We start from the raw sequence: 14,889 nt of genomic DNA, 5'->3' as shown, positions 1-14,889 counted from the left end.
GCTGGTGCGTGGAGCCCCCGGTTTTTTAACCTTGAGGAGTCTTTCCATGTCCAACCTGTTTGCCCCGACCGATCTGGTCGTGCCTTTCGAGCATCTGCGGATGACCGATGTGGATTCTGTGGGCGGCAAAAATGCCAGCCTGGGTGAAATGATCTCGCAGCTGCCCAGCGGCGTGAAAGTGCCCACCGGCTTTGCGACCACCGCCCACGCGTTTCGCGAGTTTCTGCAGTTCGACGGCCTGACCGATCGCATCAACGCGCGCCTGGATGCGCTGGACACCGAAGACGTGCGCGCGCTGGCTGAAGCCGGTGCCGAGATCCGCGCCATGGTGGAAAACCAGCCGTTTCCCGCCGACCTGGAAAAAGCCATTCGCGATGCGTTCACCACGCTGGTGGGTGACAACGACAAAGCCACCTTTGCGGTGCGCTCGTCGGCCACCGCCGAAGACCTGCCCGACGCCTCGTTTGCCGGCCAGCAGGAAACCTTTTTGAACGTGCACGGCATCGACGAAGTGCTGCACAAGATGAAAGAGGTGTTTGCCTCGCTGTACAACGACCGCGCCATCAGCTACCGCGTGCACAAGGGGTTTGCCCACGCCGACGTGGCGCTCTCGGCCGGCGTGCAGCGCATGGTGCGCTCCGACACCGGCGCGGCCGGCGTGATGTTCACCATCGACACCGAGTCGGGTTTTGAAGACGTGGTGTTCATCACCTCCAGCTACGGCCTGGGTGAGACGGTGGTGCAGGGCGCCGTGAACCCCGACGAGTTTTACGTGCACAAGCCCATGCTGAAAGCCGGCAAGCGCGCGCTGATTCGCCGCAACCTGGGCAGCAAGCTGATTCAGATGACCTTCACCACCGCCGAAGATAAGGCCAACGAGGGCGCGCTCAAGGGCAAGCTGGTGAAAACTGTGGACGTGCCGGTGGAGCAGCGCAACCGCTACAGCCTGACCGACGCCGACGTGGAGCAGCTGGCGCATTACGCGCTGGTGATCGAACAGCACTACGGCCGCCCCATGGACATTGAGTGGGGCAAGGACGGCAACGACGGCCAACTCTATATTTTGCAAGCCCGCCCCGAAACGGTGAAGAGCCAGTCGGCCGGCAAGACCGAGGTGCGCTACAAGCTCAAAGGCAAGGGTGCCGTGCTGGCTTCGGGCCGCGCCATTGGCCAAAAAGTGGGCACCGGCCCGGTGCGCCTGGTGAGCCACATCAGCGAGATGGACAAGGTGCAACCCGGTGATGTGTTGGTGACCGACATGACCGACCCGAACTGGGAACCGGTGATGAAGCGGGCCTCGGCCATCGTGACCAACCGCGGCGGCCGCACCTGCCACGCCGCCATCATTGCGCGCGAGCTGGGCATTCCGGCCGTGGTGGGCTGTGGCGATGCCACCGAGCAGCTGAAGGACGGCATGCTGGTGACGGTGAGCTGCGCCGAGGGCGACACCGGCAACATCTACGACGGCCTGCTGGAAACCGAGATCACCGAAGTGCAGCGCGGCACGATGCCCGAGGTGGACGTGAAGATCATGATGAACGTGGGCAACCCCCAGTTGGCGTTCGATTTTTGCCAGATCCCCAATGGCGGCGTGGGCCTGGCGCGCCTGGAATTCATCATCAACAACAACATTGGCGTACACCCCAAGGCGATCCTGGACTACCCGAACATCGACGCCGATTTGAAGAATGCGGTGGAATCGGTGGCCCGCGGCCATGCTTCGCCGCGCGCTTTCTATGTGGACAAGGTGGCCGAGGGTGTGGCCACCATCGCGGCGGCCTTCTGGCCCAAGCCGGTGATCGTGCGCCTGTCGGACTTCAAGAGCAACGAATACCGCAAGCTGGTCGGTGGCAGCCGCTACGAGCCCGATGAAGAAAACCCGATGCTGGGCTTTCGCGGCGCGGCGCGCTACATCAGCGAAGACTTCCGCGAGGCCTTTGCCATGGAGTGCGAGGCCTTGAAGCGGGTGCGCGAAGAGATGGGTCTGGACAACGTGCAGGTGATGGTGCCCTTCGTGCGCACGCTCGGCCAGGCGCAACGCGTGACCGAACTGTTGGCCGAGAAGGGCCTCAAGCGCGGTGAGCACGGGCTCAAGGTCATCATGATGTGCGAGATCCCGAGCAACGCTGTGCTGGCCAACGAGTTCTTGCAGTTTTTTGACGGCTTCTCCATTGGCTCGAACGACCTCACCCAGCTCACCCTGGGTCTGGACCGCGACTCGGGTTTGGAGCTGCTGGCCAAAGACTTCGACGAGCGTGACCCAGCCGTGAAAGCGTTGCTCAAGCTCGCCATTGGCGCCTGCAAGGCGCAGGGCAAGTACGTGGGTATTTGTGGTCAGGGTCCCAGCGACCACCCCGACTTTGCGCAGTGGTTGCGTGACGAAGGCATCAGCTCCATTTCGCTGAACCCCGACTCGGTGGTGGACACCTGGCAGCTGCTGGCATCGACCGCCAAGTAAAGCGCCGGTAGACCCGGCAACGGTAAAAAGCGGCAAGGGGCAACCCTTGCCGCTTTTTTTGTTGCGCTGCAACGTAAGGCGGGGGTCAGTGCCTGGCGCACAATCGTTACAAAGGTGCGTCCACCGAGCGCGCCCGACAACGAGGAGACACGCATGTTTGAAGGACTGGTCGCACAGCGCTTGGTGGCCCTGTTTTTCGCCGGCGGGGCGTTGCTGAACTTTCCCTTGCTCGCCCTGTGGGACCACGACGCTCGGGTGTGGGGCTTGCCGTTGTTTCCGCTCGCGCTGTTTGTCATCTGGGCGCTGCTGATTGCGGTGCTGGCCTGGGTCGTGGAGGGCAGCGCGTCTTCGCGTTCGTCTGTGCCCCACGAGCGCTTGGACTGAGGGGCTGAGAGCCTTTTGCTCATGCCCGCTCGCCACCCCAAAACGCCCAGCCTCTGACCCGGTAGCACTGCCATGTTGTCTGCCCCGCTCGTCATCGGCGTCTCGTTTGCCTACCTGTTGCTGCTGTTTGCGGTGGCGTATTTCGGCGACTGGCGGGCGTCTCAGGGGCGTTCGATCATTGGCAGCCCGTGGGTGTATGCGTTGTCGATGGCGGTGTATTGCACCGCGTGGACTTACTTTGGCAGTGTGGGCCGCGCGGCCAATTCCGGGGTGTGGTTCCTGCCGATCTACCTGGGGCCCATGCTGGCCATGATCCTGGCCTGGATGGTGGTGCGCAAGATGATCCGCATCGCCAAGACCTACCGCATCACCTCCATTGCCGACTTCATTGCCAGCCGCTACGGCAAAAGCCCGACCCTGGCCGGCCTGGTGACGCTGATCACCGTGGTGGGCATCGTGCCCTACATTGCTCTGCAGCTCAAAGCCATTGCCAGCGGCTACGCGGTGCTCACCTCGCCCCTGGGCCAGCCAGCGGTGCAAAGCGCCGACTGGTGGAGCGACAGCACGCTGTATGTGGCGCTGGCGCTGGCGGGTTTCACCATGGTGTTTGGTGCCCGCCACCTCGACAGCACCGAGCGCCACGAAGGCATGGTGGCAGCGATTGCGTTCGAGTCGGTGGTGAAGCTGGTGGCGTTTCTGGCGGTGGGGCTGTTTGTGAGCTTTGGCCTGTTTGCCAGCCCTGCCGCCTTGTTTGAGCAGGCGCATGCCGTGGAAGCGCTGCGCAGCCTGCTGCAGTTTGGGCAGGGGCAGCCATTTGCCTATGCCCAGTGGCTGGGCCTGACGCTGCTGGCCATGCTGTCGGTCATTTTTCTGCCGCGGCAGTTTCAGGTGATGGTGGTGGAAAACGTGGACGAGCAGCACCTGCGGCGTGCGGTGTGGGCGTTTCCGCTCTACCTGCTGCTGATCAATTTGTTTGTGTTGCCCATCGCCATCGGCGGCCTGCTGCATTTCGGCCCCGGTGCCATGGACCCGGAGACCTTCATCCTCTCGTTGCCGTTGTCACAGGGGCAAAACGCTTTGGCCTTGTTTGCCTTTGTGGGTGGGTTGTCGGCGGCCACCGGCATGGTGATTGTGGAAGCCATCGCGGTGTCGACCATGGTGTGCAACGACTTGGTGATGCCCATTTTGCTGCGCATGCGGCGCTTCGGCGCGCGCGCCAGTGGGGACCTGACAGGCCTGTTGCTGGCCATTCGCCGCTTGGCCATTTTGGGCATTTTGTTGCTGGGCTACCTGTACTTTCACCTCGCTGGCGAGGCCTACGCACTGGTCAGCATCGGGCTCATCAGCTTTGCCGCCGTGGCGCAGTTTGCGCCCGCCATGCTGGGCGGCATGTACTGGAAGGGCGGCACACGCCATGGTGCGCTAACCGGTCTGTTGCTGGGTTTTGCCTTTTGGGTCTACACCCTGATGCTGCCTTCGCTGGCCAAGTCGGGCTGGCTGGCGGCCGACTTTCTGCAGCACGGGCCCTGGGGTTTGGCTTGGCTCAAGCCCGAAGCCTTTCTGGGCCTGGTGGGTTTGGACAACCTGACCCACTCGCTGTTCTGGAGCTTGCTGGCCAACGTGGGCGGCTACGTGGGCGTGTCGCTGTGGCGGGCGCCTTCGGCCCGCGAAACCAGCCAGGCTTTGTTGTTTGTGGACGTGTTCAATCGGAAGGCCGGTGCGCGGCCGGTGTTTTGGCAGGGGCGGGCCAAGGTGTCGGCGCTGCTGCCGCTGGCGGGCCGCTTCCTGGGGGCTGAGCAGGCGCAGCGCCTGTTTGCCGACTACGCGCGCCGCGTGGGGGTGGCGGGGATTGACGCCATACCCGCCGACGCCCGCCTGGTGCAGTTTGTTGAGACCGAATTGACCGGTGCGATCGGCAGCGCATCGGCGCGGGTCATGGTGGCTTCGGTGGTGGAAGAAGAGCCGCTGGACCTGGACGATGTGATGCGCATTCTGGACGAAGCGTCCCAGCTGCGGGCCTATTCCCATGCGCTGGAAGAAAAGTCGCAGTCGCTGGAGCGGGCCACCGCCGACTTGCGCGAGGCCAACGAAAAGCTGAAGAGTCTGGACCGGATGAAGGACGATTTCATGTCGTCGGTGACCCACGAATTGCGCACACCCTTGACTTCGATCAGGGCGCTGTCGGAGTTGATGCGCGACGATGACAATATGGATCTGGCGCAGCGCCAGCAGTTTCTGGGCATCATCGTGGTGGAAGCCGAGCGGCTGAGCCGGTTGGTCAACCAGGTGCTGGACATGGCCAAAATTGAAGCCGGTCATGCCGAATGGCACAACACCGAGGTGGACATGCGTGAGCTGCTGGAGCAAGCCGCGGCCACCATGGGCGAAACCTGCCGGGAACGCGGCGTGGTGTTGCAGCTGGCGTTGCCACCGGTGGTACAGCCGCTGTGGGCTGACGCAGACCGGATCACCCAGGTGGTGCTGAACCTGCTGTCCAACGCGGCCAAGTACGCGCCGCGCGGCGCGGGGCGGGTGCAGCTGCGCTTGAAAGACGAGACGGATGGCATCACGGTGGAGGTTCAGGACAACGGTCCGGGCATTGCGCAGGACCAGCAGGCGATGGTGTTTGAGAAATTTCGCCAGGTGGCGGGTGACGACCACTACCGCCCAGGTGGAACGGGCCTGGGTTTGCCCATCAGCCGCCAGATCGTGGAGCACTTTGGCGGGCACATGTGGCTGCAGTCGAGCGCGGGGCAGGGCGCTGTATTTGGATTTTTCTTGCCGCGACAGAACACCGATCATGAAGTTCCGGTGAACGTCGCTTCCGACACACCAGCGACTTGAGTCCCGAAGGACTGAGCGCGGCACACAACAAACAGAGGAGCACCGGCATGAGCCAAAAAATACTGATTGCAGACGACGAGCCCAACATCCTGATCTCGCTGGAATTTTTGATGAAGCGCGAAGGCTACGAGGTGGTGGTGGCGCGCGATGGGCAGGAGGCGGTGGACGCGGTGCTGCGCGAGCGCCCGGCGCTCGTGTTGCTGGACGTGATGATGCCCATCAAGACCGGCTTTGATGTGTGCCACGAGGTGCGTGCCAACGAGGCCGTGCGGGACACACTCATCGTGATGCTCACCGCCAAGGGGCGCGATACCGACGTGGCCAAGGGCTTGGCCCTGGGTGCCAACGCCTACATGACCAAGCCGTTTTCCACCAAAGAACTGGTGCAAAAGGTGCGTGAGCTGTTGGGGTCGCCTGCATGAGCGCCCAGCAAAAAACCGACCGTCGGCTGTGGTGGTTGCTCGGTGTGGCAGCCGTGTTGTCCGTGGCCTGGTTGCTGGCCACCCTGGGTTTGGTGGGCTCAACGCTGGAGCCGACCGAGCGCACAACGGTGTGGGGCCTGCTGGGGGACCGGCTGGCCCTGATTTCGCTGACCTGGGGCGCGGGCATGGCGGCCATTGCCTGGGGGCTCAAGCGCTGGTTTGACCACTGGGTCACGCCATCGGTGCAGCTGGCCGAAGAAGCCCAGGTGCTGCTGAAAACCGATGTGGTGCGCGAACTGCGGCCCAAAGGCAATGTGGAAACCCGCGTGCTGGCCGATCTGTTCAACCAGCTGGTGGGCCAGCGCGAGGCGCTGCGGCGTGAGATGGACAGCAAGGTGCAAGCCGCTGCGCAGGGCATTGAGCAGGAGAAGAGCCGCCTGGCCGCGCTGATGTCCGAACTGACGCAGAGCGTGGTGGTGTGCAACCTGGACGGCCGCGTGCTGCTGTACAACAACCGGGCCCGCATGCAGTTTCGTGCGCTCTCACAGGCTCCCGGCGTGGCCGGTGGTGCCGAGCTGATCGGTCTGGGTCGGTCGATTTACAGCGTGTTTGACCGCAAGCTGGTCGCCCACGCGCTTGAAAATATTCAACAGCGCATGCTGCGCGGGGCAGGGCAGCCGTCGGCGCAGTTCGTGACCACCACCGCAGCCGGGCAGCTGCTGCGGGTGCAAATGGCGCCCGTGCGCTCACCGCAAGCACAAGGGGCCGAAGCCGCGGCCGACCGCATGGAGCTGACCGGCTTTGTGCTGATGCTCGACAACATCACCAGCGACTTTGAAGCCGAGTCGGCCAAAGACCAGGTGCTGCACAGCCTCACCGAGGGCAGCCGTTCGGCACTGGCCAACATGCAGGCGGCCATTGACATGCTGGACTACCCCGACCTGGAGCCCGCCATGCGCGAGCGTTTCCTGGGCGTGATCCGGGATGAAACGCGTTCGCTGAGCCAGCGCATTGGCGCGCTGGAAGCGGGTTCGGCCGACAGCCTGAAGACCCGCTGGCCGCTGGAAGACATGCTGGGTGCCGACTTGGTGAATGCTGCACTGCGCCGCATCGAGACCGTTACCCGTCTGCCTGCCTCGTCCATCGACGTGGACGGCGCGGTGTGGCTCAAGGTCGAAAGCTTTTCGCTGCTGCAGGCGCTGGTGTACCTGGCGGGGCGCCTGGCCGACGAGTTTGAGGTGCGGTTTGTCCAGCTGCGGCTGGGCAACGCCACGGGCAGCCCTGGCAAAGCCCAGCTGGACCTGATCTGGTCGGGCCAGGCCATGAGCACCGAGACGGTGATGAGCTGGGAAATGGACGCCATGAAGGTGGGCAGCGAAACCACGCGCCTGACGGTGCGCGATGTGGTGGAGCGCCACGGCGGTGCTTTCTGGTTTGAGCGCGAGCGTTCGCGGCACCAGGCGTTTTTTCGTTTTCTGCTGCCGCTGGCCAACCCGCAGGAGCAGCTCGATGCGGCCGCGTTCGTCAAGAACGAAAGCCGTCCCGAGTACTACGACTTCGACCTTTTCAAAACTACCGAGCAGACCCGCACCCTGGACGACCGCCGACTCAGCGACCTGGTCTACACGGTGTTTGATACCGAGACCACCGGCCTGAACCCTTCGCAGGGCGACGAGATCATCCAGATTGGTGCGGCTCGCGTGGTCAACAACAAGCTGTTGCGCCAAGAGTGTTTTGAACAACTGGTCGACCCGCGGCGCACGATTCCAGCCGCCTCCATACCCATTCACGGCATCCAGCCCGAGATGGTGGTGGGCCAACCCACCATTGAAAAGGTGTTGCCCGCGTTTCATGCCTTTGCGCAGGACACCGTGCTGGTGGCCCACAACGCCGCTTTTGACATGCGTTTTTTGCAGCTGAAAGAAAAGCAGAGCGGGGTGGTGTTTGACCACCCGGTGCTCGACACGCTGCTGCTGTCGGCCCTGGTGCACCCCAACCAGGATTCACACCGCCTGGAGGCCATCGCCGAGCGCTTCAACGTCACCATCATCGGCCGCCACACGGCCATGGGTGACGCCATGGTGACCGCCGAGGTGTTCCTGAAGCTCATTCCGCTACTGGCCGAAAAAGGCATCCACACGCTGGGTGAAGCGCGAGAGGCAGCGCAGCAAACGTACTACGCCCGATTGAAGTATTGAGCTTCCCCCGCGCCGGCCGCGGGCCGGCGCGGGGGAACTCAGTGCCTGTAGCGCTGGGCCAGCACGCTTTGCAGCGACTGCACCACGGTGAAGGCATCCTTGAGCTGGCTGCGCTCGAAATTGGACACGTCGGCTGGATTGAGGAAATTGTCGGGCGACTCGCCGCGGCTGATCTGCCGGGCCTGGTGCTGGATGCGGGTGTAGGCCAGAAATTCCAGAGCGTCACGCAGGTCGCGCGCGCTTTGCTCGCTGATGGCGCCACCGGCCGCTGCGCTCGTCAGGCGATCGTGGGTGTTCACCGCAGCGTCGCCACCTGCCAGCGCATAGACCCGCGCCAGGTCGACGATGGGCACCACGCCGGTGTGCTTGAGGTCGATTTTGCCTTTGTGCTCGCCACTGCGAACGGTGGAAATACCTTTGAACATGCCCAGCGGGGGCTGGTGCGTGAGCGCATTGCCGACCATGTGTGCCAGAAACAGGCTGTTGCCTTGCGTGCGCTTGAGCACGTCGCTGCGCAGTTTGTCCAGCAGCTCGGCTTTGCCGTGAATCGCGCGCAGGTCAAAAAACACGCAGGTCAGCATCAAGGCTTTCGGGTCGGGCTGGCTCGTCCAGCGCGCGAAATACTCAGCCCAGCGCTTCTGGGGTTGCCGCCATGTATCGGTCATGGCCATCATTTCGCCGGGGCAGTAGATGTAGCCGCAGGCGTCCAGACCATCGCAAACAAACTGGGACAAGTCCTTGAAATAGGCGCCGTGCTCGGCCTCGTCGTAGCGGTCGTCCAGCACCATGCAGTTGTCCTGGTCGGACTTGGCCGTCTGCTCGTTGCGCGCCTGAGAGCCTGCTGCCACCCACACGTAGTCGACCGGCGCCGGGCCCAGCTGTGCTTCACCCAGTTGCAGCAGCCGCGTGGTGATCGCATCGGTGATGGCCGTGATGATGTGGCCGGTGCTGTAGGCCGAGGCCTCGGCCGCCGCCAGACTCTGCTGCAGGCGCTTGATCTTGGTGCTGGCGCGTTGCAGGCCTTCTACCGTGCTTTGTTTGTAGATGTCGCCAGCCAGGTACACGGCCGAGGTGCTGTGCTGTTCGGTCAGATCGGTGGCGGTGATCATGCCGACGATGCGCTGCCCATCCAGCACCGGCACATGGTGGATGTTGTGCCGCGCCATCAACAGCAGTGCGTCAAAGGCCGGGTTCTGCACGTCGATGCTCAGCGGGGCCAGCGTGGCAATGTCCATGATGGGGCGCGCGCTGTCCATGCCGGCGGCGATCACGCGGTTGCGCAAGTCGCGGTCGGTGACCACGCCAAACAGGTGCTCTTGCTCCACGATCAAGACCGACGACACCCGTTGCTCGCTCATGAGCTTGGCCGCGTCGCGGATGCTGGTGTGCGGCGGCAAGGTGATCGGGGCACGCTTGATCAGCGCGCGCACCGGCGTGGTCATGAGGTTGAGGGCGGGGTCTGCGCCGCCCGGCGCACCGCGTGGGCTGCTGGCCGCTGAAGCGGCGCCAGCGCTGCCAGCGGGCAGCAACAGGCTCAGCGCAGGCAATTCGGTTTGCAGGGTCTCGACCAAGGCGCGGTCCATGCTCACCAGCGTGCAGTCGGTTCGGGCCTGGCACTCTTCAACACCAGCCACCCCATCGGCCTGCAAGCCAAACAGTTCACCAGGGTACAACGTGACCACGGGCTGCTGCTGCCCGTCCAGCAGGCTGACGCTACCCGAGACCAACCAGTGCAGCTGTTGCTGCAGTTCGGCGGGTGTACAAGCGAGTGCGCCAGACGCCACTGGCTTCGCCTGGAGCGTGTCAGCCAGCTTCTTTTGGGTGTCGTCGGACAGCAGGCCAAAGATGCGGTGCGCGCGCAGGAGGTCGGCCAAATGCCGTGTGTCGGAAGCGGTTTTTGTCATGGGTCGGGGTTTCTGATGGAGTCAACGAAACATGCTACACCGCACCGCAGCGGTCGCTGGTGGGTAAACCCTCACAGGGTTTGACCTGCGTCAGAGGGTTGGCGGGTGCCCATGTAAGAACGCGGTAAGGTCCAGATTCAGAATGGCGACACCGTTACCGCAGGCTTACATGCTCTTAATGATTTCTGCGCTCAAACTGATCACCGAAGTGGCCTTGTTGGCCCTTGCCGGTCAGTGGATTTTGGGCCTGCTGGCTGGCCAGCGCAAACAACACAACCTCTTCTATCAGGTGCTCGCGATCATCGGGCGCCCATTTGTTCAATTGACACGCTGGGTGACACCGCGTGTCGTCCTGGACCGCCATCTTCCGCTGGTGGCCTTTTTGATTTTGGGTTTTGTCTGGCTGGCCGTTACCGCGGCCAAAATTTCCTATTGCCTGAGGGTGGGGGTCTCTTTGTGCCAGTGAGTCGTCCCACCAAGAGTCGGTTCGTTCACTGGCAGGTGCGGGGCTTGCTGCTGTTTGGGCGCCGTCTCCAGGCGCTTGAGCGCATCACCGAGGCGCTGCACACCAACCCCAGTGACGCCAGGGCGCTGGCGACCCGCGCCCACGTGTTGGCCGAGCTGGGTGAAAAGCCTGCGGCGCTCCAAACGCTGGCCGATTTGGTGGCGCTTGAGCCAGGCCAAGCGGCCAGCTGGTTCAACTACGGTTTTCTGAGCGAAGAGCTGGGCTTGCTGGAGCAAGCTGAAAACGCTTTTCAGCGCGCCATCGCCATCGACCCCCAGCTCGACCGGGCTTGGTATGGTCTTGCACTCTGCCTGATCCGCCAGCGCCGTTTTGACGAAGCCATTTCCGCGCTGAAAAAAAACACCGAACTCCAACCCATGAGCCCCTACGGTTGGTACCAGTTGGCGCGCGTGCATGTGCAACGGCAAGAGCCCGACGAGGCAGCGAAAATCATTCGCCATCTGCGCCGTTTTGAGCCCAAGGTGGCTGCTCAGCTCGAAAGGGAAACGGGCTTGGGCGGACCACGATTGAAGACCGCGTGAACGCCCAAGGCGTTTGTTTTGAACACGGGTTCCCGGCACCAGCCAGGCCCATGATGTGCCCGCATGGGCCAAGTTGACCAAGGTGAAACCCGTGGACCTGACCGACAACCACCGCCGCTACTGGCGCAAGAACCTCCGCATCACGGGGGTGTTGCTGGCCATCTGGTTTGTGGTCACGTTCGTCGTGAGCTACTTTGCCCGCGAACTGAGCTTCAGTTTTTTCGGCTGGCCGTTCAGCTTCTGGATGGGTGCCCAGGGCGCGCTGGTGGTGTATTGCCTGATCATTGGTTTTTACGCTTGGTACATGAACCGCCTCGATATCGAGCACGGTGTTGAAGAAATTGAGGATTGAAGGCGTGGCAGGTAGTTCAGATTCCGGGCCCGCCAGCGGCAAAGGCGCGGCCAACAGAGCCTTCCGCCAGCAGCTCAACAAGGTCTACAAGTGGTACACCGGCGGCTTCTTCGTCTTTGTGATTGCCCTGGCCATCCTGGAGCAGTTGGGGCTGTCGCGCGAATGGATCGGCTTCATCTTTTTGCTGGCCACCATCGGCTTGTACGCGGGCATCGGCATCATGAGCCGCACCACCGACGCAGCCGAATATTACGTGGCCGGTCGGCGTGTGCCAGCGGTCTACAACGGCATGGCCACCGGTGCCGACTGGATGTCGGCGGCCTCGTTCATTGGCATGGCCGGTACGCTCTACCTCACCGGCTACAGCGGTCTGGCCTTCATCATGGGCTGGACGGGGGGCTACTGCCTGGTGGCGCTGTTGCTGGCGCCTTATCTCCGCAAGTTTGGGCAGTTCACCATTCCCGACTTTCTGGGTGAGCGCTACGGCGGCAACATGCCGCGTTTCATTGGCATCTTTGCGGCCATTCTGTGTTCGTTCACCTATGTGGTGGCGCAGATTTATGGCGTTGGGCTGATCACGTCCCGCCTCACTGGCGTGGCCTTTGAACTCGGTGTGTTCCTCGGGCTGGGCGGTATTTTGGTGTGCTCGTTTCTGGGCGGTATGCGCGCCGTGACCTGGACGCAGGTGGCCCAGTACATCGTCCTGATCGTGACCTACCTGATTCCCGTGGTGTGGCTGTCGGTCAAGCAAGCCAACTTTCCCGTGCCGCAGGCCATTTATGGCTACCAGCTTGAGAAGGTCACAGCCAAAGAAAAACTGCTGACCAACGACCCCAAAGAGCTGGAGGTGCGCGGCATCTTCAAGGAGCGCGCCGCCGAGCTGACGGAGAAACTGAAAGACCCAGCCGCGGCACTGAAGGCCGACAAGGCCGCGGCTGAAGCCAAGCTGGCAGAGTTGCGGGCGGCCAACGCACCGTCCAGGGCGGTATCCACAGCCGAACGAGCGGTGTCATCCTTGCCCAAGGATGAAGCATCAGCCAAGGCCGCCTGGACCCGAGACAAGACGCTGGCTGAAACCAAGTCCAAGCCCCTGAATGGCATGCCGCCTCACGCGGCGCAGTTTGCGGGCGATCCGCAAGGCAATGCACAGGAGAAAGCGGCCTACGACAACTCGCGCCGCAACTTTCTGGCCTTGATCTTCTGCCTGATGATCGGCACAGCCGCCCTGCCGCACATCTTGATGCGCTACTACACCGTGCCCAGCGTGAAGGAGGCCCGGCAGTCCGTCACCTGGTCGCTGTTCTTCATCTTTTTGCTCTACTTCACCGCGCCGGCCCTGGCTGTGCTGGTGAAGTTTGAGGTGTTTCATGTGCTGATTGGCACACCCATCGACCAGCTGCCCGCCTGGGTGGCGTCCTGGAACAAGGTGGATCCGAGCCTGATGTCGATCACGGACGTCAACAAGGACGGCATTTTGCAGCTCAACGAGATGAGCATCGGCGGCGACATCATCGTGCTGGCCACGGCCGAAATTGGTGGCCTTCCTTACGTCATCTCGGGCCTGGTGGCAGCCGGCGGCCTGGCAGCAGCCCTGTCCACCGCCGACGGGTTGTTGCTGACCATCGCCAACGCGTTGTCGCACGATCTGTATTACAAAATGATCGACCCCAACGCGTCCACCGCCCGCCGGGTGACCATCTCCAAGGTGTTGTTGCTGATGGTGGCGCTGGTGGCCGCTTATGTGGCCGCGCAGAAGCCTGCCGATATTTTGTTTTTGGTCTCAGCCGCTTTTTCGTTTGCTGCTGCCGCGTTTTTCCCCGCGCTGGTGCTGGGCATTTTCTGGAAGCGGGCGACCGGCATCGCCGCCTCGTTGGGCATGATCGCGGGCCTGGGCGTCACGTTCTATTACATGGTCACCACGCAGCCCTGGCTAAGAGATGTGTTTGGAGTGACCACACCCATAGAGCTCTGGTGGGGCATCTTGCCTATCTCGGCCGGTGTTTTTGGGGTTCCATTGGGGTTTGCGGTGATCATTTTCATCAGCTGGGTGACCCCGGCACCCAGCCGCAAAGTGCAACAACTGGTGGAGCATGTGCGCTACCCCAGCCTGCGAGAGCCTTGATCGTGAGCACTGCAGACGCAGGACCCGTCGCGTCCCGACGCCGAGGTCCATTCACGGCGGCGATCCGGCAAGTTTTGCCAGACCCCAGGTTTTCTTGTTAGAATCGCGGGCTTGCCTTGCTGCACCCCAATCAGACGCTGGGGGCGGCTTTTTTATCCACAAGGAGAGTCTATGCGTCATTACGAAATCGTTTTGCTGATCCACCCGGATCAAAGCGAACAAGTTCCGGCCATGCTGGAGCGCTACAAGGGCATGATCACGGCCGGCAACGGCAAGATCCACCGCGTTGAAGACTGGGGCCGCCGTCAAATGGCGTACCAGATCAACAAGCTGTCCAAGGCCCACTACCTGTGCGTCAACATCGAAGCCGATCAGGCTGTGATGGCTGAACTGGAGCACGCCTTCAAGTTCAACGACGCCGTGCTGCGACACCTCACCGTGCTCAAGAAGAAAGCCGACACTGGCCCATCTTCGATGATGAAGTCGGTCGAGCGCGAAGAAGCCCGCAAGTCCCAGCAACAACCGCAGGAACAGGCCGCAGCGTAACAGCGCTGCGTGACGTCGTCAGCGGGTGAACCAACTTCAATTGTCCGCCGTGGTGGTGCAGGTCCAGAGCCTGCGGTACACACCGGCTGGCATACCGGCTCTCAACATCGTGCTCGAACACGATTCCGAGATCGTTGAAATGGACACCCCCCGGCTCGTGAAGCTGCAACTGAGGGCTGTGGCCTTTGGTGCTCAGGCAGAAGTCTTGTCCCGCCAAGGGCTCGACTCGGCTTGTGAATTTCATGGCTTCCTGACGAACGCCCGCAACGGCAAAGGCGTTGTGTTCCATATCCAAGATTTCAGCAAGACATAGGAAGGCCCATCATGGCTGCACCAAAACGTTTCAACAAAGACAAGCGCCCCAAGCGCAACACCCAATCGCTGCTGTTCAAGCGCAAGCGCTTTTGCCGCTTCACGGTGGCCAACGTCGAAGAAGTTGACTACAAGGACGTCGACGTCCTGCGCGACTTCATCGCCGAAAACGGCAAGATCATCCCCGCGCGCCTGACCGGCACGCGCGCCTTCTACCAGCGTCAGGTCAACACCGCCATCAAGCGTGCTCGCTTCCTGGCCATGTTGCCTTACAGCGACCAGCACCGCGTCTGAAAGAGA

At 62.4% G+C, this 14,889-nt stretch carries 13 protein-coding genes; 12 read left to right on the top strand and 1 reads right to left on the bottom strand.

Going from position 1 to position 14,889, the window contains the following annotated elements:
• The first annotated feature begins 46 nt into the window (after positions 1-46).
• The 5 genes from ppsA (at position 47) to AC0GNR_RS15465 (ending at position 8,306) form a co-directional block, all read left to right on the top strand.
• Positions 47-2,458, top strand: coding sequence for a phosphoenolpyruvate synthase (gene ppsA, locus AC0GNR_RS15485; RefSeq protein ID WP_472901797.1), 2,412 nt, complete (start codon positions 47-49; stop codon positions 2,456-2,458).
• 153 nt (positions 2,459-2,611) lie between these two features.
• Positions 2,612-2,842, top strand: coding sequence for a hypothetical protein (locus tag AC0GNR_RS15480; RefSeq protein ID WP_472901796.1), 231 nt, complete (start codon positions 2,612-2,614; stop codon positions 2,840-2,842).
• Positions 2,843-2,914: 72 nt separating this feature from the next.
• The gene (locus AC0GNR_RS15475) at positions 2,915-5,686 is read left to right on the top strand and encodes an ATP-binding protein (RefSeq protein ID WP_472901795.1); all 2,772 of its coding nucleotides are present in this window, start codon (positions 2,915-2,917) and stop codon (positions 5,684-5,686) included.
• A gap of 47 nt (positions 5,687-5,733) precedes the next feature.
• Positions 5,734-6,108, top strand: a complete 375-nt coding sequence (locus tag AC0GNR_RS15470) for a response regulator transcription factor (RefSeq protein WP_472901794.1) — start codon at positions 5,734-5,736, stop codon at positions 6,106-6,108.
• Positions 6,105-8,306, top strand: a complete 2,202-nt coding sequence (locus AC0GNR_RS15465) for a 3'-5' exonuclease (RefSeq protein WP_472901793.1) — start codon at positions 6,105-6,107, stop codon at positions 8,304-8,306. The genes AC0GNR_RS15470 and AC0GNR_RS15465 overlap by 4 nt, the downstream gene beginning before the upstream one ends.
• Positions 8,307-8,344: 38 nt before the next feature.
• Here the strand turns inward: AC0GNR_RS15465 and AC0GNR_RS15460 are convergent, their stop codons facing one another.
• Entirely contained in the window at positions 8,345-10,210 is a 1,866-nt protein-coding gene (locus AC0GNR_RS15460) for a putative nucleotidyltransferase substrate binding domain-containing protein (protein WP_472901792.1), read from the bottom strand.
• A 178-nt stretch (positions 10,211-10,388) separates the two neighbouring features.
• On the opposite strand from AC0GNR_RS15460, the gene AC0GNR_RS15455 reads away from it, so the two are divergent.
• The 7 genes from AC0GNR_RS15455 to rpsR all read left to right on the top strand — a co-directional run bounded on the left by AC0GNR_RS15455 (position 10,389) and on the right by rpsR (position 14,883).
• Positions 10,389-10,676, top strand: a complete 288-nt coding sequence (locus tag AC0GNR_RS15455) for a hypothetical protein (RefSeq protein ID WP_472901791.1) — start codon at positions 10,389-10,391, stop codon at positions 10,674-10,676.
• Positions 10,677-10,711: 35 nt separating this feature from the next.
• Positions 10,712-11,257 carry a tetratricopeptide repeat protein gene (locus tag AC0GNR_RS15450; RefSeq protein ID WP_472901823.1) on the top strand — a complete coding sequence of 182 codons (546 nt, stop codon included), beginning with the start codon at positions 10,712-10,714 and terminating at the stop codon, positions 11,255-11,257.
• 91 nt (positions 11,258-11,348) lie between these two features.
• Positions 11,349-11,609: a DUF4212 domain-containing protein gene (locus AC0GNR_RS15445; protein WP_472901790.1), complete on the top strand. Its 261-nt coding sequence runs from the start codon at positions 11,349-11,351 to the stop codon at positions 11,607-11,609.
• Between the two features lie 4 nt (positions 11,610-11,613).
• The gene (locus AC0GNR_RS15440) at positions 11,614-13,731 is read left to right on the top strand and encodes a sodium:solute symporter family protein (protein ID WP_472901789.1); all 2,118 of its coding nucleotides are present in this window, start codon (positions 11,614-11,616) and stop codon (positions 13,729-13,731) included.
• A 171-nt stretch (positions 13,732-13,902) separates the two neighbouring features.
• Positions 13,903-14,277, top strand: a complete 375-nt coding sequence (gene rpsF / locus AC0GNR_RS15435; protein WP_304829898.1) for a 30S ribosomal protein S6 — start codon at positions 13,903-13,905, stop codon at positions 14,275-14,277.
• A 40-nt stretch (positions 14,278-14,317) separates the two neighbouring features.
• On the top strand, positions 14,318-14,590 hold the full coding sequence (priB, locus tag AC0GNR_RS15430) for a primosomal replication protein N (protein ID WP_472901788.1): 273 nt from the start codon (positions 14,318-14,320) through the stop codon (positions 14,588-14,590).
• Between the two features lie 11 nt (positions 14,591-14,601).
• Positions 14,602-14,883 (top strand): 30S ribosomal protein S18, encoded by a 282-nt coding sequence (rpsR, locus tag AC0GNR_RS15425; RefSeq protein ID WP_068166407.1) that lies wholly within the window; start codon positions 14,602-14,604, stop codon positions 14,881-14,883.
• Positions 14,884-14,889 lie beyond the last annotated feature (6 nt).

It is taken from the genome of Hydrogenophaga sp. LT287 (assembly GCF_055702805.1).
The sequence above is the reverse complement of the archived record's forward strand: the minus strand, read 5'-3'. Positions and strand labels throughout refer to the sequence as shown.